Annotated in this window: 21 protein-coding genes; 11 read left to right on the top strand and 10 right to left on the bottom strand. The window is 62.1% G+C overall.

All coding sequences use genetic code 11. From position 1 onward, the window contains the following. The first annotated feature begins 81 nt into the window (after window positions 1-81). From QCE73_RS18250 to QCE73_RS18240, 3 genes are all read left to right on the top strand, one after another. The gene (locus QCE73_RS18250; RefSeq protein ID WP_309882820.1) at window positions 82-855 is read left to right on the top strand and encodes a substrate binding domain-containing protein; all 774 of its coding nucleotides are present in this window, start codon (window positions 82-84) and stop codon (window positions 853-855) included. Window positions 856-949: 94 nt separating this feature from the next. Then, the gene (locus QCE73_RS18245; RefSeq protein WP_309882818.1) at window positions 950-1315 is read left to right on the top strand and encodes a BON domain-containing protein; all 366 of its coding nucleotides are present in this window, start codon (window positions 950-952) and stop codon (window positions 1313-1315) included. Window positions 1316-1360: 45 nt separating this feature from the next. Continuing rightward, on the top strand, window positions 1361-2953 hold the full coding sequence (locus QCE73_RS18240) for an MFS transporter (protein ID WP_309882815.1): 1593 nt from the start codon (window positions 1361-1363) through the stop codon (window positions 2951-2953). A gap of 28 nt (window positions 2954-2981) precedes the next feature. Here the strand turns inward: QCE73_RS18240 and QCE73_RS18235 are convergent, their stop codons facing one another. Next, window positions 2982-3353 (bottom strand): NUDIX hydrolase, encoded by a 372-nt coding sequence (locus tag QCE73_RS18235; protein WP_035510283.1) that lies wholly within the window; start codon window positions 3351-3353, stop codon window positions 2982-2984. 215 nt (window positions 3354-3568) lie between these two features. On the opposite strand from QCE73_RS18235, the gene QCE73_RS18230 reads away from it, so the two are divergent. Beyond that, window positions 3569-4318: a DUF2278 family protein gene (locus QCE73_RS18230; protein WP_309882812.1), complete on the top strand. Its 750-nt coding sequence runs from the start codon at window positions 3569-3571 to the stop codon at window positions 4316-4318. A gap of 132 nt (window positions 4319-4450) precedes the next feature. Beyond that, the gene (locus QCE73_RS18225) at window positions 4451-4675 is read left to right on the top strand and encodes a hypothetical protein (RefSeq protein ID WP_035510280.1); all 225 of its coding nucleotides are present in this window, start codon (window positions 4451-4453) and stop codon (window positions 4673-4675) included. A 48-nt stretch (window positions 4676-4723) separates the two neighbouring features. Here the strand turns inward: QCE73_RS18225 and QCE73_RS18220 are convergent, their stop codons facing one another. Further along, window positions 4724-5350, bottom strand: coding sequence for an NAD(P)H-dependent oxidoreductase (locus tag QCE73_RS18220; protein ID WP_309882809.1), 627 nt, complete (start codon window positions 5348-5350; stop codon window positions 4724-4726). A gap of 246 nt (window positions 5351-5596) precedes the next feature. Here QCE73_RS18220 and QCE73_RS18215 point away from each other — a divergent pair, with 246 nt between their 5' ends. From QCE73_RS18215 to QCE73_RS18205, 3 genes are read left to right on the top strand one after another with little or no spacing between them, the layout of a single operon-like run. Further along, a complete protein-coding gene (locus QCE73_RS18215) occupies window positions 5597-6514 on the top strand; it encodes an ABC transporter permease (protein ID WP_309882807.1) in 918 nt (305 codons plus the stop codon). Beyond that, window positions 6501-7265, top strand: coding sequence for an ABC transporter ATP-binding protein (locus QCE73_RS18210; RefSeq protein ID WP_309882805.1), 765 nt, complete (start codon window positions 6501-6503; stop codon window positions 7263-7265). The genes QCE73_RS18215 and QCE73_RS18210 overlap by 14 nt, the downstream gene beginning before the upstream one ends. Beyond that, entirely contained in the window at window positions 7262-8290 is a 1029-nt protein-coding gene (locus QCE73_RS18205; RefSeq protein ID WP_309882803.1) for an ABC transporter substrate-binding protein, read from the top strand. Before QCE73_RS18210 ends, QCE73_RS18205 begins: the two co-directional genes overlap by 4 nt. Window positions 8291-8331: 41 nt before the next feature. Here the strand turns inward: QCE73_RS18205 and QCE73_RS18200 are convergent, their stop codons facing one another. The 7 genes from QCE73_RS18200 to QCE73_RS18170 form a co-directional block, all read right to left on the bottom strand. After that, the gene (locus QCE73_RS18200) at window positions 8332-10344 is read right to left on the bottom strand and encodes an RNA-binding domain-containing protein (RefSeq protein WP_309882801.1); all 2013 of its coding nucleotides are present in this window, start codon (window positions 10342-10344) and stop codon (window positions 8332-8334) included. Window positions 10345-10373: 29 nt separating this feature from the next. Beyond that, window positions 10374-10571, bottom strand: coding sequence for a DUF262 domain-containing protein (locus QCE73_RS18195; protein WP_309882799.1), 198 nt, complete (start codon window positions 10569-10571; stop codon window positions 10374-10376). A 404-nt stretch (window positions 10572-10975) separates the two neighbouring features. Further along, window positions 10976-12178: an SfnB family sulfur acquisition oxidoreductase gene (locus QCE73_RS18190; RefSeq protein WP_309882797.1), complete on the bottom strand. Its 1203-nt coding sequence runs from the start codon at window positions 12176-12178 to the stop codon at window positions 10976-10978. A gap of 1 nt (window position 12179) precedes the next feature. Further along, entirely contained in the window at window positions 12180-13511 is a 1332-nt protein-coding gene (locus tag QCE73_RS18185; RefSeq protein ID WP_309882795.1) for an LLM class flavin-dependent oxidoreductase, read from the bottom strand. Then, window positions 13508-14704, bottom strand: coding sequence for an LLM class flavin-dependent oxidoreductase (locus QCE73_RS18180; protein ID WP_309882793.1), 1197 nt, complete (start codon window positions 14702-14704; stop codon window positions 13508-13510). Before QCE73_RS18180 ends, QCE73_RS18185 begins: the two co-directional genes overlap by 4 nt. Further along, window positions 14701-16365 (bottom strand): rhodanese-like domain-containing protein, encoded by a 1665-nt coding sequence (locus QCE73_RS18175; protein WP_309882791.1) that lies wholly within the window; start codon window positions 16363-16365, stop codon window positions 14701-14703. The genes QCE73_RS18180 and QCE73_RS18175 overlap by 4 nt, the downstream gene beginning before the upstream one ends. A gap of 144 nt (window positions 16366-16509) precedes the next feature. After that, on the bottom strand, window positions 16510-16704 hold the full coding sequence (locus tag QCE73_RS18170; RefSeq protein WP_309883164.1) for a hypothetical protein: 195 nt from the start codon (window positions 16702-16704) through the stop codon (window positions 16510-16512). Here QCE73_RS18170 and QCE73_RS18165 point away from each other — a divergent pair. Further along, window positions 16672-18036 (top strand): LLM class flavin-dependent oxidoreductase, encoded by a 1365-nt coding sequence (locus QCE73_RS18165; protein WP_309882789.1) that lies wholly within the window; start codon window positions 16672-16674, stop codon window positions 18034-18036. The genes QCE73_RS18170 and QCE73_RS18165 overlap by 33 nt on opposite strands. Before the next feature lie 24 nt (window positions 18037-18060). Next, window positions 18061-18654, top strand: coding sequence for a nitroreductase family protein (locus tag QCE73_RS18160; protein ID WP_309882787.1), 594 nt, complete (start codon window positions 18061-18063; stop codon window positions 18652-18654). 6 nt (window positions 18655-18660) lie between these two features. Here the strand turns inward: QCE73_RS18160 and QCE73_RS18155 are convergent, their stop codons facing one another. Then, the gene (locus tag QCE73_RS18155; RefSeq protein ID WP_309882785.1) at window positions 18661-20847 is read right to left on the bottom strand and encodes a response regulator; all 2187 of its coding nucleotides are present in this window, start codon (window positions 20845-20847) and stop codon (window positions 18661-18663) included. Window positions 20848-21019: 172 nt separating this feature from the next. Here QCE73_RS18155 and QCE73_RS18150 point away from each other — a divergent pair, with 172 nt between their 5' ends. Then, window positions 21020-21283: a hypothetical protein gene (locus tag QCE73_RS18150; RefSeq protein WP_035510257.1), complete on the top strand. Its 264-nt coding sequence runs from the start codon at window positions 21020-21022 to the stop codon at window positions 21281-21283. Window positions 21284-21286 lie beyond the last annotated feature (3 nt).

Raw genomic sequence — 21286 nt, 5'->3', positions numbered from 1 at the left:
ATCGCATCGATACCATCGACTTGAAGGAACGCGGCGAAAGGAGCTAAATGTGTTACCCATGTCCTGACACACCTGTTACCCATGTCTCCGGTCCATACAGAAGGGCAAAGGCTCCTGCAGAACGTCGAGCCTGCGCTCGCGATGCTCACATCGGCTATCGCGGATGCGAAGAGCGCAAAGGAAGATATCGCCGGTCCGTTGCGCATCAGCGCGCCGAAAGCGCTCGGGCGCGCGTTGTGGCCGTCGGTGCTGGCGTTCGGGGCGCTCTATCCGGACGTCGAGCTCGATGTGCGTTTCGACGACCATTTCACCGATCTCGTCGAGGAACGCGCCGATGTCGGTTTGCGCGGCGGCTCGGCGCCCGCCGGCGGCGCCATTGCAAGGCGTCTCCTGCCGATCCAGCTCATCGTGTGCGCATCGCCCGCGTATATGAAACGACACGGCGCGCCGCGTACCGTCGACGATCTCGCGTCGCATCGGTGCACCGGCTATCGCCGCGCGAACACGGGCAAGCAGGCGCCGTGGGAATTCATGATCGGCGATGAGATCGTCTACCGCGAGATCGCGGCGGCGCTCTGCACGAACGATATCGATGCGGAAGCCGACGCCGTGCTCGCCGGTCTCGCGATCGGCCAGCTCGGGAGTTTCTCGGCGGTCACGCATATCCGCGAAGGACGGCTCGTGCCCTTGCTCACGCGGCATCTGACGCAGCGCGAATCGATCTTTATCTACTACCGGCATCGGACGGAGCAGCCGCTTCGAGTGCGAACGTTCATTGACTTCATGATCGAACGGCTCGCGGACAACGGCGATTTCTTCCTGTCATCCGCGGAATTGCGCGCGTTCGCGAAATGAATGGCCCGATTCCCTGCGATATGGCGAAGCCGCGACTAGAATGCATCGTGCCCTCGTGCCACCACAGTCAATGAAGCCAACCTGGAGCCAAGCGATGAAAACGATCAATGCGCTCAGACTTGCCGCCGTTGCATCAGCGATTGCCTTCTCCGTCAACGCATGGTCCCAGACCAGCGATGCGGCCTCGACACCGTCCGCAGCGCCATCGGCGAGCGCCGGAAGCTCGAAATCGGCGGCCCGCAAGGCCAACCATGCGCTCAGCAGGAAAGTGTCGCAGGCGATGCAGAAGGGTGGCGTCGATCTGAACGGCATCGATGTGATCGCGAAGAACGGCGCGATCACGCTCGCCGGGCACGCCGCCGACGCAGAGCAGATCGACAAGGCCGTGTCGATCGCGAAAGGCGTGAGCGGCGTCACGTCCGTGAAGAATGTTCTGACGATTCAGGAAGGCGGGCAGTAAGCTCCCGCTCGCGAGCACGTAATAACTTGCGTGCTCGCGCCCGTCATGAACTCGTTCGCTGACGTTCACGATCCGGAACGGCAGCGCCTGCCGTTTCGCGAATCGCTGCTCGCGATGCTCGGCATCGCCTTCGTCACGATGCTGGTCGCGCTCGACCAGACCATCGTCGGCACCGCGATGCCGCGCATCGTCGCGGAACTGAAGGGCTTCGATCTGTACGCGTGGGTCGCGACCTCGTACATGCTCGCATCCGTCATCACGATTCCGATTTTCGGGCGGCTCGGCGATCTGTATGGACGCAAGCCTTTTCTGCTCGCGGCCATCGTGCTGTTCACGCTGGCGTCCGTGCTATGCGGATTCGCGAACAGCATGTTGTTTCTCGTGATCGCGCGCGGCGTGCAGGGCATCGGCGGCGGCATCCTGCTCGGGACCGTATTCGCCGCCGTGGCCGATCTCTTTCCCGATCCGAAGCTGCGTCTGCGCTGGCTCGTGCTCGTCACTTCGACGTTCGGCGTGGCCAACGTGATCGGCCCGACGCTCGGCGGCATGCTCACGCAGATGCGCGGCTGGCGGCTCGTGTTCTTCGTCAACGTGCCTATCGGCATCGTCTCGCTGATGTTCGTGCTGTTGTTCGTGCCGAATCTGCATCGTCTGAAGGCGCGCGGACGAATTCAACTCGACTGGCTCGGCGCGCGTGTCGTCGCGGTTACGCTCGGCGCCTTGCAACTGCTGATCGAACTGTTGCCGAAGGAAGGCGTGAGCGGCATGACGATCGTGCTTGCGCTCGTCACACTGGTGCTCGGCGCGACGCTGTACTTCTGGGAGAAGCGCATGGGCTATCCCGTCGTGCCCGTCGATGTGCTCGTCGATCGCAAGCTCGCCGCGCTCTTCGCGATCTCCGTGCTCGGCGGCTTTGCGCTCTTCTCGATGGCCTTCTATATTCCGCTGCTGTTTCAGGGCGGCTACGGCATGTCGCCGCACGATTCGGGCATGCTGATCACGCCGCTCCTGCTCGGCACCAGCGTCGGCAGCATGCTCAACAATCGCATCGTTACCCGTATTCCGCGCGCCAACGTGCTCATGTATGCGGGCTTCGCGCTGTGCGTGGCAGGCTGTCTCGCGCTCGTGTCGCTCAACGGCCATGAGCCGCATGCCGTGTGGATGGCGTGCATGGGCGCGAGCGGACTCGGCCTCGGACTCGTCGCGACGAATCTCACTATCTGCTCGCAACAGATCGTCGCGCACGATCAGATCGGCGCGGTCACGGCATTGCTGCAATCGCTGCGCATTTTCGGTGGCATGCTCGGCACCGCGATCACGGGCGCACTGCTCGGGCACTTCTATGCGCGCAATGTGCATCGTCCGCTGGATGCGTATCAGGCGACGCAGTGGCTCAAATCGTTCGCGAGCCCTGATCTGCTGATCGATCGTGCGGAACAGTCGGCGCTGATCGAACGCCTCGTCGCCGCGGGCCAGTCGGGCGATGCGATGATGCACTCGGCGCGCATGGCGCTCGTCGAATCGATTCACGTCGGGCTGGTGGTGGCCGCGATGGCGGCGTTCGTCGGTTTGTGTCTCGCGTGGTTCGTGCCTGCGGTGCGCGTCGTGTATGGCGATGCGAAACAGCAAGGCGCTTGACGGTTTCGTCGCCGCGAGCGACGAAGGCTCAGCGCTTGCGCTTTTCGTCGCCGAGCGCCTTGACGATCAGCCTGGTCGGCGCGGTGGTGGCGAGCCGCGGGATTTCGGAAACGTGGACCCAGCGGCACCGCGATATCTCGTTGCTCGCGCGGGCCTTCGCGCTTTTCGGCACATCGCAGAAGAAGACGTGATGGTGCTTCTGCCGACCCCGATGGTGGAACAGAAATTTTGCCGACTTGCCCGCGAGACGTGTCTCCTCCTTGAGCTCGCGCAGCGCCGCGTCCGGCAGATGTTCGCCTCGCTTGAGCATGCCGCCGGGCAGCGCCCATTTGGTGCGACGTCGCGCAACCAGCAATATCCGGTTGCCCTTTCGACAGATGACCGTGGCTCGCTTCCTCAAACTGGCTCCGACTTTTTTCTGTTCGTGTGAATGTGCGGTGTGCGTCGTACAGGCGGGTCCTAGTGTACCCAATGACAGTTTCATTGTGGAGCGCTCGATGACGGCGGCATTTCCGAATTGCGTTTCAGCAAGACGTGTTCCGCTGGATCACGTTTCGATCGCAGGAATGTCACACTTGTCGAATCAAATGACCGTTCACTTCACGGAGCAGCATCATGGCGCGCAATGAATATGTTCTTTTCAAGGGCACGGTCACGCTCGGCGTTCCCTATCTCCAGAACTACAAGGGCGATCCGCATTACGTGATCGTCGGCGAAGATACGAATGGCAAGCCATTCAATATCGTCACCAATGTGAAATCGGACAGCTCGCTGACGGGCCCGGCGGGCTATCTCGTGCTGTATCTGTGGAATCAATATTTCGATCATCCGATGATCGCCGATCTCGCCAGGCTGCCTGCGGGCATCGCCACATCGAATTTCCCTAAGCTCGACTACGTGCACGACAAGCGTCTTCTCGATCTCGGCGCGATGCGTCCAATTCCGCTCGATACCAAAGACGAGCACAACGATATCAACGCGCTGCTCAACGAGATGCTGCAACTCGATATGTCGTCGAGCGGCATCGACTATGTCTACAAGACGCCCGCTTATAGCGACGATCGCCTCGGATGGAAGCCCGCGAAACAAGTCACTGTCTACGGCTTCGGCTTCCTGTTCGAACCGGGCAAAGACGGGCTGCACGAAACGCACATGAATCAGGGCAACCCGAAGCCGGGCAAGGGCAGCCATATCAAGGACCATTCGAACGAGAACGGCGTGTTTCAGGACGGCGCGGTGATGATCGAAGTGGATGGCAAGTTCCAGGCGCTCTTCGTCGCGTTCCAGACGCAGCTCGTGCCGACCGATAATCGCGGGCGGCCGATAGAGGGGCAGTCGCATCCGATTCTGGGTGGTACGACGTGATGCGCGCGATCATTTGAAACTCGGCCCATGCGCCAATCCGGTGCGCCCTGCAATGCATTGCAGAAAACCTTGCTTGTCCAAACGATTTTGACAGCCTAGAGTTGAGCTATTCGTGCACCGAGGAGGCGAGCCATGCCGCAATTCCTGACTCACTATTGGCAGGCGCTATCGGCGCCGGCCGGGCGCGTGCGTAAGCACTTCACGAAGGAATCGGCGGCGCAGGACGCGCACGCCATCAGCGAAACCACGCGCGCGGAACAGCTCGAACATATTTCCGCCTATGCACGCGCGGGCTATTTCAACATGGGCTATACCGTCGACGCGTTCCAGTTGCCCAGCGAATCCCCGCTGCACTGAAACGAAAGAGACAAGCTGCGCACGATGCGCAGCTTCATCATCGATGACTCAATGCTGTGCGAGTTCCACTTCGTGATACTCGTCCGCACGCACCGCACCGAACGCCAGAGCGAAGCTCGACGCCTGTTTCCCCACGGTGCGAAGCTGCTCGACGACCTTCGGATCCGAACAGGTATCGGCTGATTCGAAGCGCGTCTCCAGTGTATTGATCGTCGCACCGAAAGGCGTCGGCCAGCCGCGCAACGCGTGCACGATCGAGCGCAGCGACGTGAGCACCGTGCCCGCCGCCTGCCATCCATATGCCGTGACGATACTGCCGACCGCGCGTCCGTCGAGATAGGGGCGCTCATCGAGCCGCAATTCCTCCAGCGTATCGAGCGCATTTTTGACGAGGCCCGAGATGCCGCCGTGATAGCCGGGCGTCGCGATGATGAGCGCATCGGCCGCGCGCACGGCCTCGATGAGTTCATGTTGCTCGTCGGTGAGTTCGCGCGATTCCGGCGCATAGTGCGGCAGGCTATGCAGGAACGCGCCGCCGAAAAGCTGCACGCTCGCGCCGCTTTCCTGTGCGCCGCGCAATGCGAATGCGAGTGCCCGTTCGGTCGATGATTGAGGCCGCGTCGTGCCGCCGATGCCGACCACCCGTGGCCCGCGCGATGAAATGAATCGAGACAAGATCGATACTCCCTGAAAATAAGCTGTCTGATATCCCCAAGACATCATCCGCATACGTTAGGGGAGCGCGCCACATTCGCCAACGAAGCGAATCTGCTAAGCAATGCACGGTTCGCGCCTTTATCGGATCGTTGGAATCCAAATGACGCGAATCGCGCATAGCATCTTGCAAAGCGTTCGTTTGACGCGAGCACATGCGACCGTACCATCGGATGTTCCATTCCTTTCGGATTCCGACGAACGCCCATGAACGTCCCACGCTTTCCATCCGCCGCGCTCGGGCTCGGCCCGAGTACGACGCCTGATCGCACGCATGGCGCCGATGCACGCGCCGTCGATCCACGCGCGCTCATCGATCTGCCGACACGCGAAGTGCGCCGCCGCAGCGTGCTGCAATGGTCCGTGCTGCGCTCGCGGGCGTTGCGTGTCGGCGTGCCGCTCGCGATCATCGTGTTGTGGCAGCTCGCATCGTCGCTGCAACTCGTCGCGCCCGAAACCTTGCCGTCGCCCACGGTGATCATCGGAGCATTGAAGGAACTGATCGCCGATGGCGAATTGCAAAGCGCGATCGGCGTGTCGCTCGTGCGCGCGGCAACAGGGCTTGCGATCGGCGGCGGCATCGGCTTGCTGGCGGGTTTGTTTGCGGGGCTGTGGCGTGTGGGCGAGGAAATCGTCGATGCGCCATTGCAGATGCTGCGCACGATTCCGTTCATCGCGCTGATTCCGCTTTTTATCACGTGGTTCGGCATCGGCGAGGGCGCGAAGGTCGCGGTGATCCTCGCGGCCACCATTTTCCCGATGTATCTCAACACCTATGCAGGCGTGCGCGGCGTCGATCCGAAACTGCTCGAAGCGGCGACCGTGTTCGGCCTGTCGAGCCGGCAGATCGCGCTGCGCATCATCCTGCCGACGGCACTGCCTTCGATACTGGTCGGCGTGCGCTATTCGTCGGCGGTGGCGTTGCTCGCGCTCGTGGTCGCGGAGCAGATCAACGCGCAGAACGGCATCGGCTACATCCTCGTGAACGCGAACCAGAACCAGCGCGCGGACATCATCATCGCGGGCATTCTCGTGTATGCGGCGCTCGGCATCGTGACCGATCTCATCATGCGTGCGCTCGAACATCTCGCTCTTCCGTGGAGGCCGCGCTTTGAACTCGCCTGATAACGCATTCGCCAGGTCCGTGCGCGACGAACGCGAGACCGCGCTCGAACTCGATGGCGTGAGCCGCGTGTTCGCCGGTCGCGCGGTGCTGAAGGATGTATCGCTCAACGTGAGACGCGGCCAGTTCGTGTCGATGCTCGGCGCATCGGGCGCGGGCAAGACGACGCTCCTGCGCATTCTTGCAGGCCTCGATCAGGCCGACAGCGGCCGCGTGCGTGTCGCGGGTGCGCGCTCGGTCGTGTTTCAGGAACCGCGTCTCGTGCCGGCAAAGCGCGTGTGGGAGAACGTCGTGATCGGTCACGATCGCCTCAGCGCCGCGAAGCCTTCCGCACTGGCCGCACTCGATGAAGTGGGCCTCGCGACGCACGCCGATGGCTGGCCGAAGACGCTTTCCGGCGGCGAAGCGCAGCGCGTCGCACTGGCGCGCGCGCTCGTGCGAGAACCGAAGCTGCTCTTGCTCGATGAACCCTTCGCCGCGCTCGATGCGCTTACGCGCATCCGCATGTATGAACTCGTCGCGCGCTTGTGGCGCGCGCATACGCCGGCGGTCGTGCTGGTCACGCATGACATCGATGAGGCGATATTGCTGTCGGATCGTATCGTCGTGCTGTCGCAAGGCGAGATCAGCGCGGATGTGGTCGTCGATTTTCCGCGTCCGCGCTCGCGCAGCGACGAAGCATCCATTGCGCTCAGAACGCGGCTGCTCGCTGAACTCGGTGTCACGCAAGATTCGCCGCGCAAAGCGGCATGACGATTTCATTCACTCACTACACATTCATGCGCATCGGGAAACGTCTTACCGCTCTATTTGTCGCGAGTCTTTTCGGCGTGTCGGCGTCCGCGCTCGCCGACGAACCGCTCACGTTGACCATCGGCACGCAGGATGCCGCCTGGCCGCTGATCGTCGAGGCATCGCACGTGCTCGACGGCGCGCCGTACAAGGTGAAATGGGCCGTGCTCACGGGGCCTGCCGCGCAGCTTTCCGCGCTCTATTCGAAAGTGCTCGATGTGGGGCTGATGGGCGATACGTCGCTCATCATCGAGCAGGGCAACGCGCGCGCAGCCTGGACGCCGGAGACGGCTCCGTTGCAGATCATCGCGGGATGGCGCAATCCCGACAGCAGCTATCCGCCTATCGTGACGGTGGTGCGCAAGGAAGCCGACGTGAAGAACCTCGCCGACTTACGCGGCAAGACGTGGGGCTATAACTTTGGCGGCTTCAATTATTTGCAATACGTGCTGTCGTATAACAAGGCCGATCTGCGGCCGAAGGATTTTCAGGGCGTGAAGTTCGGCGATGGGAACGTGTCGGCGTCCGCGTTCAATGCGGGGCAGGTCGCGGTGTACTCGGGCGGCTATGGTCCTGTGAAGGAGACCGTCGACAAGGGCGATGCGCGTGTCGTCATCAAGAGCGACGAACTTGATATTCCGGCGTTGTCGGTGTTCACGGCGCGTACGGAAGTGTTGCGCGATCCGGTGAGGAGTCAGGCATTGGGCGATTTTCTCGGGCGCCTGAAGACTTCGTGGACATGGTGGTCGCAGAACGTGCCGGCGGTGGAGAAGATCTATCTGGAGAAGATGAAGCAGAGCCCGGCGCGGGCGAAGTTTTCTGCGGAGAATGGAAGATCGGTTTTTTATCCGCTCGATAAGCAGCTCGTCGCGAGAGAGCAGCGGATTGCGGATACGCTTTATCGGTCGGGGGATATCAAGAACAAGATCAAGGTCGATGTGGAGTTCAATCCGGTGTTCGATGCGCAGGCGGTGGCGGCGAAGTGATCGTAAAAAGGGCGCGCCGTGTGGCGCGCCCTTGTTCGTGCCTAAAAGCGCTGTGCGACGTAATCCGTGATCGAGTTGCCCGCTAATTCCGCAGTTGCGTTGCCTCCACGTACGAAGAACTTCGCTTGATTGCCATCCTTGACGAAAGCTGGCTTGGGGCCGCGCTCGCAACGGACCGACAGAACACTTTCGCCGTCCTGCTCTTCGAAGTGCGGGTGAACATACGGGAGAAAGATATCGCCTATGCGATCTTTGATGAGATTCACGAGATGCAGCCCCATCTTGTCCTCGCTGGGGAAGCCATCGACTGCCGTTCCGAGAACATCCCCATTGTCTGCGACTCCGATGAGCAACGTTCCGCCGTTGGCATTCAGAAACCCTGCAATGGTCTTGAGTATCGACAACTGAATCTTCTCGTCGACCTGCCCGGTATGAAGATTAGTGCGCAGTGTCGACTTGAACTCGACCGCTCCGGTTTCGCCGCCGGCGACGAGATCGGCAACCGAAGGCAAGGAGACAGGCTCCGATTTCGCAGTTCCGCAAAGCGATTCCCAGGCTTCACGCACGACCTGCGCCATCCTGAGCCGGCGACCGACGAGGAAATCGTTATAGGGCATTTGCCACCATAGCGGCGGAAGTGCATGAAGCTTGTAGGCGCGTGTACGCAGTTCGCCTGACATTGCCGCATCCAACGCGGGAACATAATCGGAAGGCGGCTTCTTGCCGATTTTGATGTTATCCGGCCACTCGACAGGTGCGAAATTCGCGATCTGATTGATCAGCTTGAGGTCTTTGACTCCTTCGTCTTCCAGATATCCACGGGGGAAGAGATGATGCTGTTCCAGCGAGGCCTTCGACCCTTTGACCGCGGGATCTATCATGGCGGCCAATTTCATGGGGCTGAATAGAACCGGTGCATCGAGCTTGATGAGTGCCGCTTGATAGGCGAAGAGTGAGGGACTGCGCGCGGCAGACGTCGCGAGCTGGCTCGGAAGCGTGATGTCCCAGTAATCATTGGTGAGAGTCGTGCGGCAAATTTCTCGTAGACGAGCGAGGAAGGCTTCACCGTCGGATAGATCCCGGACCATCGATAGATCTGCCTCGAAACGCGTCTCGGGCGAATTGGTATAGCGGCCAGTCATCGCCGCCATGAAGAAGAATTCGGCGATTGCCTGGCGGACCGCCGTGCGTTCGATGCCATAGTCGCGGATGCCGATCAGATACAAAACATAGCAATAGATGATTGCGGTCTCCGAGCTGATCATCTTTTGCCCGCGATACCCTGCTAGTTTGAGCGCGTCAAGGAAGTGATGCCAATTACCAAGATTCAAAACGGCCTTCTGCGCTTCCTTCATCAGCGCAAACTGACTATCGCGTTTCTCTGGATTGTCTTCGCCGGTTGCGGCGTCCCGGCCGCGCAGCGCACTGTAGACATTTTCGAGTCGAGCGCGCTTGAGCGCGACGCCTACGGTTGCACGAAGCATCTGATCCGGTGAAGGCTTGATGAAGTGATTGAACGGGGAAGACTGTCCATCGCTCGGCAGACTCGCATGCAGAGCGAAATTCTCCAGTTCCGCGCGGCCTTCATCCCAGAAGACCGACATCAGCGTCATGATGAAGTCGGCCTGATTCAGTGGCTTGCCCGTGCCATTGATTCGAACGAAGACTTCAGCGATCGTTTCTTCGTTTACCGATGACGCAAGTGTGAGGGCTACGAACTGATAGTTTGGAAGGTTTCGCAAATGATCGATGGCGTCCTCTATTTTCGCTTCCTCGTCCTCGGTGAGTTCGCGGATTTCGGAAAGCTGCTTGAGAAACGCCTTTCGAAATGCCCCCGATTTGAAATCTGGCGTCCAGAGAGCACAGATGTCGGGAATATAGTTGCGATCCTTTCGAATCGCTGCGTCCGTCACGTCGAAACGGCCGGAAAGCGGGTTGAACGCGATGTAGATTCTTTCCTTTTTGAAGTTGGCACGGAGCACTTCCGCGCCCTTGATTACCGCATAGAGCGAAGTAAGTCTCTGCTGACCGTCAACGATCGCCTGATCTGGCACTGCCTGTTTTTGTCCTGTGCCGATGTTCTTCAGGCTATCGGACGCGCCGGTTTCCCGAACAAGAGAAAGCCAGCGGGATAACCGCGGTATAGCGAATCGAGCAGATCTCGAACGTTGACATTCGGCCAGACGAACGGACGCTGCAACTCAGGCAGGCCGATTTTTCCCGTGTCGATATCTTCGATGAGCGACACAATCGGGATATTACTGGTGGTGAAAATTGTCATAATGTGAGCGATTGCCTCGGAATTTGTAATGGCTGTTTGAGGTCGGATCGAACACGCACGAGATCTCCATGTGCGTATCGACATCACCATCGCGACGGGTTCTGTTTGTTTTGAGCGAAGCGGAAACGAGACAAGGCATCGCCTGCTGATTCTCAGGCGCTTGTCTTCAGCCGATTTACTTCGCAGATGACTTACTCGTCGCTGGTTTTTACTGCGCCATTTTGGCGGAACGGACGGCTTTGGGCAATGATTGCCTGATGAGTTTTGTCAAGCCGTCCGCCCGATATTTCGAGGCTCGCGCAGCTTTCAGGCGGCGAACAAAAGAAGGGAGTGAGAAGATCGTCGCAAGGGAGCTTGCGCGATTGGCGTTGTTGACGCGAAAAGAAGTGATCCGTAGAAAATCGCTACGAACTCAAATTCGTGTACGGATGCGCATAACTAAACGGATCACAAAGCAACTCATTCAACGCAAACTGCCCCACCGCGTGATACTTCCACCGCACGCTATCATGCAGCGTATGCGTTCTCGCATTGCGCCAGTGCCGATCGAGGTTATGCTTTTCCAGCGTCGATTGCGTTCCCGCCAATTCGAAAAGCTTGCTCGACGCATCGAGCGCGAATTGCGTAGTGAGTATCTTGGCCTCAGCCGTCGCGACGATAGCCGCAGCCACATCGCGCCGCTCCGCTTCGCTACGCGCCGTATCGATAAGCGCCGCCGCACGCATCGTCAACGCCTGCGCCGCATGATATTCAACCGTCAGCGCGCCGATATCACGCAGCGAGAACGGATCATCGACCGCGCGGGTCACGGCGCTTCCACGCGCCGGATGCGATAACTCTTTCAGAAACCGCTTCGTATCGTCGAGCGCCGCGTGTCCGATTCCCAGATCGATCGCGGCATGAATCAATTGCGAGACCGCGTTGGCCGCATCGATATTCGCACGGCGGCCGCGCTTCACGATCTGCAGCTCGTCCAGTTCGACATTATCGAGCCGCACCTGACCGCTCGCCGTCGTGCGCTGCCCAAAGCCGGACCAGTCATCGATAACCTCGACGCCACGCGCATGCCGAGCGACGAATGCGGTGACAGTCAAGCCATCGTCATCACGCGCGGCCACCGGTATCCAGTGCGCGAAGAGCGCGCCCGTCGAGTAGACCTTGCGCCCCGACAGCACGAATCCGCTTCCGCTGCGGCGCACGCGCGTCTCATGCTCCGACGGCAGCTTGTCGCCCGGTTCCGCGGTCGCATTGCCGAAGCGCTCTCCCGCAAGCGCGCGCGAAAAGAAGAAGTCCTGCTGGTTCGGTGTGCCGTCATGCCTCAACCGTTCGAGCGTGGCGAAATGATTCTGCGGAATTTGTCCAAGCGACGAATCGGCCGCCGATATGATCTCGAACACATCGACGATCGTGCCAACCGAAACATCCGCGCCGCCGAACGCACGCGGCACGTTGATGCCCCACAGTCCCGACGCGCTGAACGTTTCGACCTCGTTCGAAGGCAGATGGCGCTCGCGATCACGGCGCGGCGCATCGATGGCGAATTCGCTCGCAAGACGGCGCGCGATTTCGCGTGCTTCATTGTCCGACCGGATAAGATCGATATGCATGTCACGCCGCCCGCGCCGCGCGCGCATATTGACTCTCGGGCCGTGGCAAGCCCAGATGCTCGCGCAAAGTCGTGCCTTCGTAGTCGCGCCGGAAGATGCCCTTCTTCTGCAACAACGGCACGACATGATCGACGAATGCCGCAAGTCCGGAAGGAAAGACGTCCGCGTTGAGATTGAAGCCATCCGCGCCGCGCTCGTTGAACCAGAGCGCGATATCGTCGGCGATCTGCTCCGGCGTGCCGACGATGATCCGGTGCGCGCCCGGATTGCGATCCAGCAGACCGCGCACCGTGAGGCTTTCGCTCTTCGCGAGCGCAACGGTCGAATCGATGAAGCCGCGCGAGAGATCCGGACGTTTCACCTTCGCGATGAGCTCATAAGGCAAAGGCGCATCGATATGAAGATCATCCGGCGCGAGGCCGAGCGCGCCCGCAAGACGCGCGACTTCACGATCGGTATCGAGCAGCGCATCGAGTTCGGCCTTGCGTTCGCGCGCTTCACGCTCCGTGCCGCCGATCACCGGATACAAGCCGGGCAACAGCAGGAAGTGATCGGGATTGCGTCCATGCACCCGCACGCGCTCCTTCATCTCGGCATAGAACGCCTGCGCCGTGGGCAAGGTCGTCTGCGCGGTGAACACGGCATCGGCGAAGCGCGCGGCAAGCGCACGGCCTCCTTCCGAGGAGCCCGCCTGCACGAGCACGGGCCGCCCTTGCGGACTGCGCGGCACGGTGAGCGGCCCGCGCACCGAGAAGTAAGTCCCGCGATGCTCGATCGCATGCACGCGGGATGGATCGGCATAGCGGCCCGTCTTTTGATCGGCGATGACGGCTTCGTCTTCCCAGCTATCCCACAGCTTCGTCACCACTTCGACGAACTCCTGCGCGCGCGCATAGCGCTCCTCGGTCGTGAGCGGCACGTCGTGGCTGAAGTTCGCGGCGGCGGCGGCATCGTAGGTCGTGACCGCATTGAAGGCGATGCGCCCGCCGCTCAGATGATCGACCGATGCAAAGCGCCGCGCGAGATTGAACGGATCGTTGAAGGTCGTCGATGCCGTGCCGATCAGGCCGATATGCTTCGTCGCGCCCGCGAGCGCGGTCAGCAGTACGGTCGGCTCCAGCGCCTGCGACGGTCCTTCGGCGTGATTGCGCAGCGCGAGCAGATCGGAGAGAAACACGGCATCGAGCTTGCCGCGCTCGGCGGTCGCGGCGATCTCCTTGAAGAAATTCAGATCGATGATCGAGCGTGGATTGTCGAGCGTGCGCCATCCTGCGGGATGACGTCCGACACCGGTGATGTTGGTGTTCAGATGCAGTTGTCGCGTGTGGCTCATGATGTCGTATGAAGAAGCGGTTGATGAGCGGAAGCCGGATTGCGCAAGCCCGCCTCGACGAGCAGCGGCAATACGGCATCGCCGAAATACGCGAGATCGGGTTCGAAGTCGAAGAAGGTGAGCTGCACGCCGTCGCATCCGGCATGCTTCAACGCAAGCAATTGCTCGACGATCTGTTCGGGCGAACCGATCAGATGCAGATTGCCGCCGAGAATGCGCTGCTCGCGTTTGTGCTTCGCCCACGCTTTCGCATCGCTGCGCGCGTGCAGGCCGACGAAGCCATCGAGCGCGCCTTCGTCGGCATGGGCGACGATCGCATCGTGATACGCGCGCGCCTCGCGCTCGGTCGGCCGGCACACGATGGTCGGATTGATCAGCGTGCGCACGCGCCGGTTCACGTGTTGCGCGGCTTCGCGAATCGTCGCGGTATGCGCGGGCAATGCGCCGATGGCATCGTTGAAATCCGCGCCCGCCGGGCTCGTGATGAAGATGAGATCCGAATGCCGCACGGCGTAATCGATGCCCGCCGCCGAGCCCGTCGCGTTCACCAGCACGGGCCGATGAAAGCGCGGACGCGGACTCACGAACGCATCGTTCAGTTGCCAGTGCTTCGTCCTGATGTGGAGGTTCGCGTCGCTGCGCCAGAGCGTGTCGAGCACGCCGACGAACTCCGCCGCGCGCACATAGCGCTCGTCGTGCTCGATCATCGGCTGGCCGAACATCGCCCATTCGTTTGCCATGTGCCCGGTCACGAGATTGATGCCCCAGCGCCCGTTCGAAATGTGATCGAGCGTCGCGCCGAACTTCGCGAGATGCAGCGGATGCCACGGACCATAGAGCGCATGCACCGTCGAGATGAGCAGGATGCGCTCGGTGATCGCGGCGAGCGCGCTCGTCGCGATGAACGCATCGAGCGATTGCTCGCGATACTTGAGCGTGCCGCCGTGCCCGTTCTTGCCGAGCCATTGCGCAAGACCGAACACGAGATCGAAGCCGAGCGCTTCGGCCTTTTGCGTTAGACGCGCGTTGTAATCGAAGCGCCAGTCGGTGCCGCGCGGCAGCGTCGAGATGGACCAGCCGCCGTTCTGGATCGGCAGGAAGAGGCCGAGCATCAAGGGCTGCTGAAATGCCGCGTGCAGCGGGCTTCCGGCGATGTCGGCGGGGCTCGTCGTGCCGTCGAACGCAGGCGTCACAGTACGCTCTCCTTCAGCGCGCTCAAACGCTCGTGGCTGCGCGCCGCGGTGGCGGTCTCGAAGTCGAGCACGTCGATCGATGCGATCGCGTCGCGCTCCAGTTGCGCGACGAGTTGCAGTTCCCATTCGAGGTATGCGTTCATCTGCCCGGCGACGCGGTCCGGTGCGGCGTGATACGGGCTGTACCAGGCGTCGTCGTCGCCGGTGAGGTTGTTGTCGTCGCCCGATTCGAGCGGCAGCCCGAGCGCGTTCCAGCGACGCGTGCCGCCGATCAGCGCGGCGATGTGCGGCTTCTCGCGCGCAAGCTCGGCGGCGACCAGAGCCGCGAGCACGCCATCGTCCGAAGTGAGCACGAGTTGCTTGTCGTTCGGGAAGTCGTCGAGATGCGCGAGCAGTTCGCTCGCCGCGACGAAGCGCGCGCCCGTCACGTGGCCGCGCCTGAACGCGAGACTATTGTCGATATCGATCGCTTGCGCCGTGCCTTCTTCGATCGACTTGCGCAGCTGATCCGCCTCGATCCAGCGCGTGCGCGCGCCATGCGGACGCACGGCGAGCGGCTCGGGACCGGCTTCGAAGGCATCGGCGCCGAGCGCTGCGCTTGCATCGTCGTCGAGTACGCGCACGTCGAGATAGCCGAGTTGCCTGAGCCACGACGCGGTCATGCGGGCGCGCACGCCATCGTCGTCGCGCAGCACCACGCGCGCGTGCAATGTGCCGATGTATTCGTCGGTCGCCTGCACGAGCTGGCCGCCCGGCGCAGAACGCCAGCCCGGCGGATGGCCCGCTTCGTATTCGAGCGGATCGCGCACGTCGAAGCGATACAGTGTGCGTTCGCCCTTTTCGCGCTCCAGCGTGGCGAGCGTCTCGCGATTGATGATCGGCACGTCGGCCTTGCGCGCGGCCGCGATTGCAAGCTCGCGCGCGGCGGCGAGCGTGGCGGCGTCGGGACGCGGCGCGGTGCGGATTTCGCCATGTTCGAGTTCGAGTCCCGCGAGCAGCCACGACATCGAGCCGCCCGTCAGCGCCGCGACCGGATTCGGCACGCCCGCGTTGATGAGCGATTGCGCGCCGAGAATGCTGCGCGTGCGGCCCGCGCAATTCACGACGATCAACGTCTCCGGCGAAGGCGCTGCCGCGAGCGCGCGATAGACGAGCTCCGCGCCCGCGCAGTCGATGCCGCCCGGAATGTTCATCGTGTTGAATTCGCCGAACGGACGCGAGTCGAGCACGACGAGATCGTCGCCCGCGTCCTGGCGCGCCTTCAGTGTTTCCGCGTCGATGTTCGGTGTATGGAGTTCGTGTTCGATCGCTTCGCCGAACGCCTTGCCGGGCACATTGGTGCCGCTGAAGACTTCATAGCCTGCGCTCGCCCAGCCATCGACGCCGCCTTCGAGTATCGACACATCCGTATAGCCCCAGCGCGCGAGCAGGGCGGCGGCGCGCGTCGTGTGCTCGCCATTCGTATCGACGAGGACGACGGGCGTGCCGCGACGTGGCACGAGCCGTTCGATCAAGAGCCCGAGCCGGCCGACCGGCGCGACCGACGAATAGAAAAGACGCCTTCTTGCCGACACGCCTTCCTCGCGCACGTCGAGCACGGCGAGTTCGGAACGTTGAGCGATGAGTGTGCGCAATTGCGCGGCAGAAACGAAGCGAGGCATGAGCGATGAATCCTTTATGCGTAGTCGGGAAGATGGCATCAGGCGTAGGGCGGCCCGCCGCCGTCGACATAAAGCCGCGTACCGGTGACGACGCGCGCGTCGTCGTCAGAGGAAAGACGCTCATCTTCGTCGCGCGCACAGTCGTTACAAACCGATCATTTCAGCGATGCTTTCGAACGATTCGATGCTTTGAATAGCTGCGTATGTGCGAAACGTGTTCATTTGCTTAGCAGCGTAAATTGGTTTGTGCCGAAGCACATCGCTCTTATGATTTTTCTTCGGCACATCCGGCGACGCATTGCGCACATGAGCAGGCACATCCACTTCAACGCGTTTCATATGAACGCGCCTGCGCATTCGTGGGCGGGCTTCTGGCGGCATCCGCGAGACCGCTCGACGGAGCACAATACGCTTGGCTACTGGGTCGATCTCGCGCAGACTGCCGAGCGCGGTCTCTTCGATGGCGTGTTTCTCGCCGATGTATTCGGCATCTACGATGTCTACGGCGGCAACACCGATGCGACGCACCATTCCGCCGCACAATCGCCATCGCACGATCCGATGCTGACCGTGCCCGCAATGGCGTACGCGACGAAACATCTCGGCTTCGGCGTGACGGCGAACCTCACTTATGAGCATCCGTATCAGTTCGCGCGGCGCTTTTCGACGCTCGATCATCTGACCGGCGGGCGCGCGGGATGGAACGTCGTCACCGGTTATCTGGAGAGCGCGGCGCGCGGCATGGGCCTCGATACGGCACGCGAGCACGACGAACGCTATGCGGCGGGCGAGGACTTTCTGGAAGCCGTGTACAAGCTATGGGAAGGAAGCTGGGCCGATGGCGCCGTCGTGCGAGACAGGCGCACGGGTCAGTACACCGATCCGTCGCGCATTCGCCGTGTGCGGCACGAGGGGCCGTATTACCGCGTCGATGGCTTCAATCTCGCCGATCCGTCGCCGCAGCGCACGCCGGTGCTGTATCAGGCGGGCGCGTCGGGACGTGGCAAGGCGTTCGCGGGCAAGCACGCCGAATGCGTGTTCCTCGAAGGACAGACGCCCGCAATCGTCGCGCAGGCCGCGCGCGATATCCGTCAACATGCGCTCGATGCCGGCCGCGCCGCCGACGACATCCTGCTGTATCTCGGCGCGACGGTGGTCGTCGCGCGCACGTCGAAGGAGGCGCGCGAACTGCACGCCGAATACGCTGAATATGTCGATGTGCTCGGGCAACTCACGCTCGTCTCGGGATGGACGGGCATCGACTTCGCGGCGCTCGGCATCGACGAGCCGATTCGCTATGTGAAGAGCAACGCGCTGCAATCGACGGTCGAGAATCTCACGAAACGCGCGGGCCGCCCGATCACGCCGCGCGACATGACGCGCTTCGATCAGATCGGCGGGCGCGGGCCGTTCATCGTCGGCGATCCGCGCGAGGTCGCGGATCAACTGATCGCGTGGGCCGATGAAACCGGCGTCGATGGTTTCAATCTGCGAAGGCTCGTGATGCCGGAAAGCCTGCAATCGGTCGTCGATCTCGTCGTGCCCGAGTTGCAAAATCGCGGACGTTATCGCACCGAATATGCCGAGGGCACGTTGCGCGAAAAGCTCTTCGCCGGGCGCGGGCCGCGTCTTCACGAAACGCATCCGGGCGCGCGTCATCGCGTTTTATGACTTGATTATTATTAGATTTCATTCATGACACATCGACCCGCTCCGACCGATATCGCCATTCATCCGCTGATCGCGGGACGATGGAGCCCGCGCGCTTATGCGGATCGCGCCGTCGCGCATGCGCAGGTGGTCGCGTTGCTGGAAGGGGCGCGCTGGGCGCCGTCGGCGTATAACGTGCAGCCCTGGCGCTTCATCGTGTTCGAGAAGGCGCAGGATGCCGATGCCTTCGCGCGCGCATTCGAATTGCTCGTGCCGTTCAATCGATCATGGAATGCGAATGCGCAAGTGTTGATCGCGGTGCTCGCGGACACGCTGAATGCGAAAGGCGAGATCAACGCGAGCGCGGCCTACGATGCGGGCGCCGCCGCGATGGCGCTCTTGCTTCAGGCGCACGCGCAGGGACTCGCCGCGCACGCGATGGGCGGATTCGATGCGAACGGCCTCAAACAAACGTTCGATATCCCGGAGCGCTTCACGGCGCTCTCGGTCATATCCATTGCGCATCATGGCGACGCCCGCGCGCTGCCTGCGTCGCTGGCCGAGCGTGAGCTTGCGCCGCGTGCGCGCCTGTCGCTCGAAGATATCGCGCAATTCGGCGCGTGGCGCGAAACGCGATGATCGAACTCACTTCGCGGCGCGCATCGAGAGACCGTTGAGCAGCCGCTGAAGATCGTCGATGTTGAAGGGCTTCGCGAGAATCGCAAAGCCCGTGCGGCGCGCTTCGTCGAGCTGATCGGCGTAGCCCGTCATCAGCGTGACGGGCTGCTTCGGGCGCGTCGTCTTGATCCATTCCGCGAGCTTGATGCCGTCGTAATTGCCGGGCATCTGGATGTCGGAGAGCACGAGATCGAACGCGTTTCCCGCTTCGAGCATCTGCTTCGCGACATCGCCGGATGCTGCGTGACGCGTCTGCCAGCCGAGCACGTCGAGCACGGCGCATAGTCCGGCCGCGACTTCCTCGTTGTCTTCCACGAGGAGCACGGTGGACGAAAGCGCAGCGTGTTCGATGGCTTCGACAGGCGGCGCGTCCGCGAGCGCTTCGGCTTCGCCGGTCCAGTGCGGCAAATAAATATCGATGGTCGTGCCGAAGCCCCACGCCGAGTTCGCGCGCGCGGTGCCGCCCGCCTGTTCGGCCATCGCCAGCACTTGCGCGAGGCCGAGCCCCGTGCCGGCGCCCGCGCCCTTGGTGGTGAAAAGCGGCTCGAAGGCCTGCCTCGCGACATCGGGCCGCATACCCATGCCGCTGTCCCTGCACGAGATCACGACATATTCGCCTGCGCCGAGGCCGTCCTGCGTTTCCGCGTAGCGCACGTTGCTGCATGCGATCTGAAAATCGCCGCCATTGGGCATCGCGTCTTTCGCATTCACGGCGATATTGATGAGCGCCGATGTCAGTTCGGTCGCATCGACGCGAACGGGCCACGTCGCATCCGGTACACGCGTGCCGAGCGTCACCTTGTCGCCCACGGACGCGCGCACGAGCGGCTCCGATTCCGCCATCCAGCGATCGAGCCGTATGACCTGCATCTGCAACGGCTGACGGCGCGCGACGCTCAGGAGACGCCGCGCGAGCGATTGCGCATTGGTCGATGCGCGCTCCACTGCGCTGACCTCTTTTTCTAGGTCATTGAAGCCCTTGCGCCGCGCCATCTCCATGTTGGCCGTGACGACCATCAGCAGGTTATTGAAGTCGTGCGCGACGTTCGCAACCAGCGTGCCGAGCGCGCCCATGCGCTGCAATCGCCTCGTCGCGGCGATTGCCGAGCGGCGCAGCGCAAGCTCGCCGCGCCAGTTATGCCACGCCGCTTCTTCGGCCTTGAGGCGGCGCAGAGAGAAGCCGATCAGCACCCACAGCGCGATGCACGGAATCAGCCCGATCGATGCAATCGATACATCGCGCCGCCACCATGCGAGCCGTATGTCGTGAATGGAAAAGCCCGCGGCGGCATAGACCGGATAATCGCCGACGCGCCGCCAGGCGGAGAGCTTTTCGTCGTTATCGAGCGGCGACACGTAACGCATGAGGCCCGCGGGCTTGCCTTGCGCGAACGCGTCGGCGAGCACGAGATGGCGATCGGGCGGATTGGGCACGGACGCCGGCGGATAACGCGCGAGCACGGCGCCGTCGTCGCGATGCAGCGCGAGCGTGAGAGCCGGATCGCGCGCGGCGAGTTCGCGATAGAAGCCGATCAGATAATCGCGCCGCACGGAGATCGAAATCTCGCCGAGAAAGCGCCCGTCGTTCGCGAAGCGCGCGCTCAGCGTATTGATGATGTCGGTGTTTTTCACGCGCCCGCGCTCGGGCATGGAGACGTGGAACGTCGCGTGCGTGTCGCGCGTCGCGATGAAATCGGCGCGATCAGCGATGGACACGTTCGGCGCCGGAAAAAATCGGCTGCTTAGGATGAGCCTGCCGTGACTGTCGAGCACGGACAGCGCGGCGATCTGCGCATGGCTCTGTGCGAGACGCGCGAGCTTGTCGTGCAGCTCGGGCTGGCTGCGCGCGATGAAGTCCTCGTCGCCGCTGCGGAGCATCTCTTCGATACGCGCAATCAGCTCGCGGTTGATGCTGAGCACCGTGTTCGCCTTTTCGTCGATGATGCGCACCAGCCGTTCGAGCGACTGGCCCGTTTCGCTGAGCGCGCGTTCATAGGTGTAGTAGCCGTACAGACAGAAAAACGCGAACGGGATGACGATGGACGCGATGAGCGCGGCGAAGAGCCGCCTGCGCGCGGCGCGAAAGTCGAGCGGAGGAAGGGAAGGCAACGGCTCTGCGGTGCCGAGTCCGGAGTGTTCTTCTGATTCGTTCATGACGCAGTGTAAGGCGTGCGCGGGCCTCGTCGGACGCGAGCGATACGCCGTTTCGATGGTAGCACGCACGTGCTTCATCGCCGCGCACGGTCGTGCCGTAGATGAGCTGTGGTATAAGCACCGCATGCGCGCGCCCGCTTGCGGCGCGCAACGAACGTGACAGGAGCATGCAGTGAGAAGGACCGCCGAAAACAAGCTGAAGGTGGTCGCAGTGCGGGTCGATCCACAATTCGAGCAACGGCTGCGACTCTTGGCGGAAGTGACGGGGCGCAAGCAATCGTTCTTCCTCCAGCAGATGATCGAGAACGGCATCAGCGCCATGGAAGAAACCTGGCTGCCGCCGGCCGTCCTCGAACAGGTGCGCAGCGGCGCGTTGCCGCCCTTGCAGGATCGGGTCGCGACCGCGGACCTGTTCGGCGATCAGGCCGATGAATAATCG

This window comes from Caballeronia sp. LZ029 (assembly GCF_031451275.1).
Taxonomy (GTDB): domain Bacteria; phylum Pseudomonadota; class Gammaproteobacteria; order Burkholderiales; family Burkholderiaceae; genus Caballeronia; species Caballeronia jiangsuensis.
Note: the sequence above shows the minus strand (reverse complement) of the source record. Positions and strands in the feature narration are given on the sequence as shown.

Bases quoted from the DNA above. Each gene is read 5' to 3' on its own strand.
- QCE73_RS18250 (WP_309882820.1), top strand. From the start codon at position 82: ATGTCTCCGGTCCATACAGAAGGGCAAAGGCTCCTGCAGAACGTCGAG.
- QCE73_RS18245 (WP_309882818.1), top strand. From the start codon at position 950: ATGAAAACGATCAATGCGCTCAGACTTGCCGCCGTTGCATCAGCGATT.
- QCE73_RS18240 (WP_309882815.1), top strand. From the start codon at position 1,361: ATGAACTCGTTCGCTGACGTTCACGATCCGGAACGGCAGCGCCTGCCG.
- QCE73_RS18230 (WP_309882812.1), top strand. From the start codon at position 3,569: ATGGCGCGCAATGAATATGTTCTTTTCAAGGGCACGGTCACGCTCGGC.
- QCE73_RS18225 (WP_035510280.1), top strand. From the start codon at position 4,451: ATGCCGCAATTCCTGACTCACTATTGGCAGGCGCTATCGGCGCCGGCC.
- QCE73_RS18215 (WP_309882807.1), top strand. From the start codon at position 5,597: ATGAACGTCCCACGCTTTCCATCCGCCGCGCTCGGGCTCGGCCCGAGT.
- QCE73_RS18205 (WP_309882803.1), top strand. From the start codon at position 7,262: ATGACGATTTCATTCACTCACTACACATTCATGCGCATCGGGAAACGT.
- QCE73_RS18195 (WP_309882799.1), bottom strand. From the start codon at position 10,571: ATGACAATTTTCACCACCAGTAATATCCCGATTGTGTCGCTCATCGAA.
- QCE73_RS18190 (WP_309882797.1), bottom strand. From the start codon at position 12,178: ATGCATATCGATCTTATCCGGTCGGACAATGAAGCACGCGAAATCGCG.
- QCE73_RS18185 (WP_309882795.1), bottom strand. From the start codon at position 13,511: ATGAGCCACACGCGACAACTGCATCTGAACACCAACATCACCGGTGTC.
- QCE73_RS18175 (WP_309882791.1), bottom strand. From the start codon at position 16,365: ATGCCTCGCTTCGTTTCTGCCGCGCAATTGCGCACACTCATCGCTCAA.
- QCE73_RS18165 (WP_309882789.1), top strand. From the start codon at position 16,672: ATGAGCAGGCACATCCACTTCAACGCGTTTCATATGAACGCGCCTGCG.
- QCE73_RS18170 (WP_309883164.1), bottom strand. From the start codon at position 16,704: ATGAAACGCGTTGAAGTGGATGTGCCTGCTCATGTGCGCAATGCGTCG.
- QCE73_RS18160 (WP_309882787.1), top strand. From the start codon at position 18,061: ATGACACATCGACCCGCTCCGACCGATATCGCCATTCATCCGCTGATC.
- QCE73_RS18155 (WP_309882785.1), bottom strand. From the start codon at position 20,847: ATGAACGAATCAGAAGAACACTCCGGACTCGGCACCGCAGAGCCGTTG.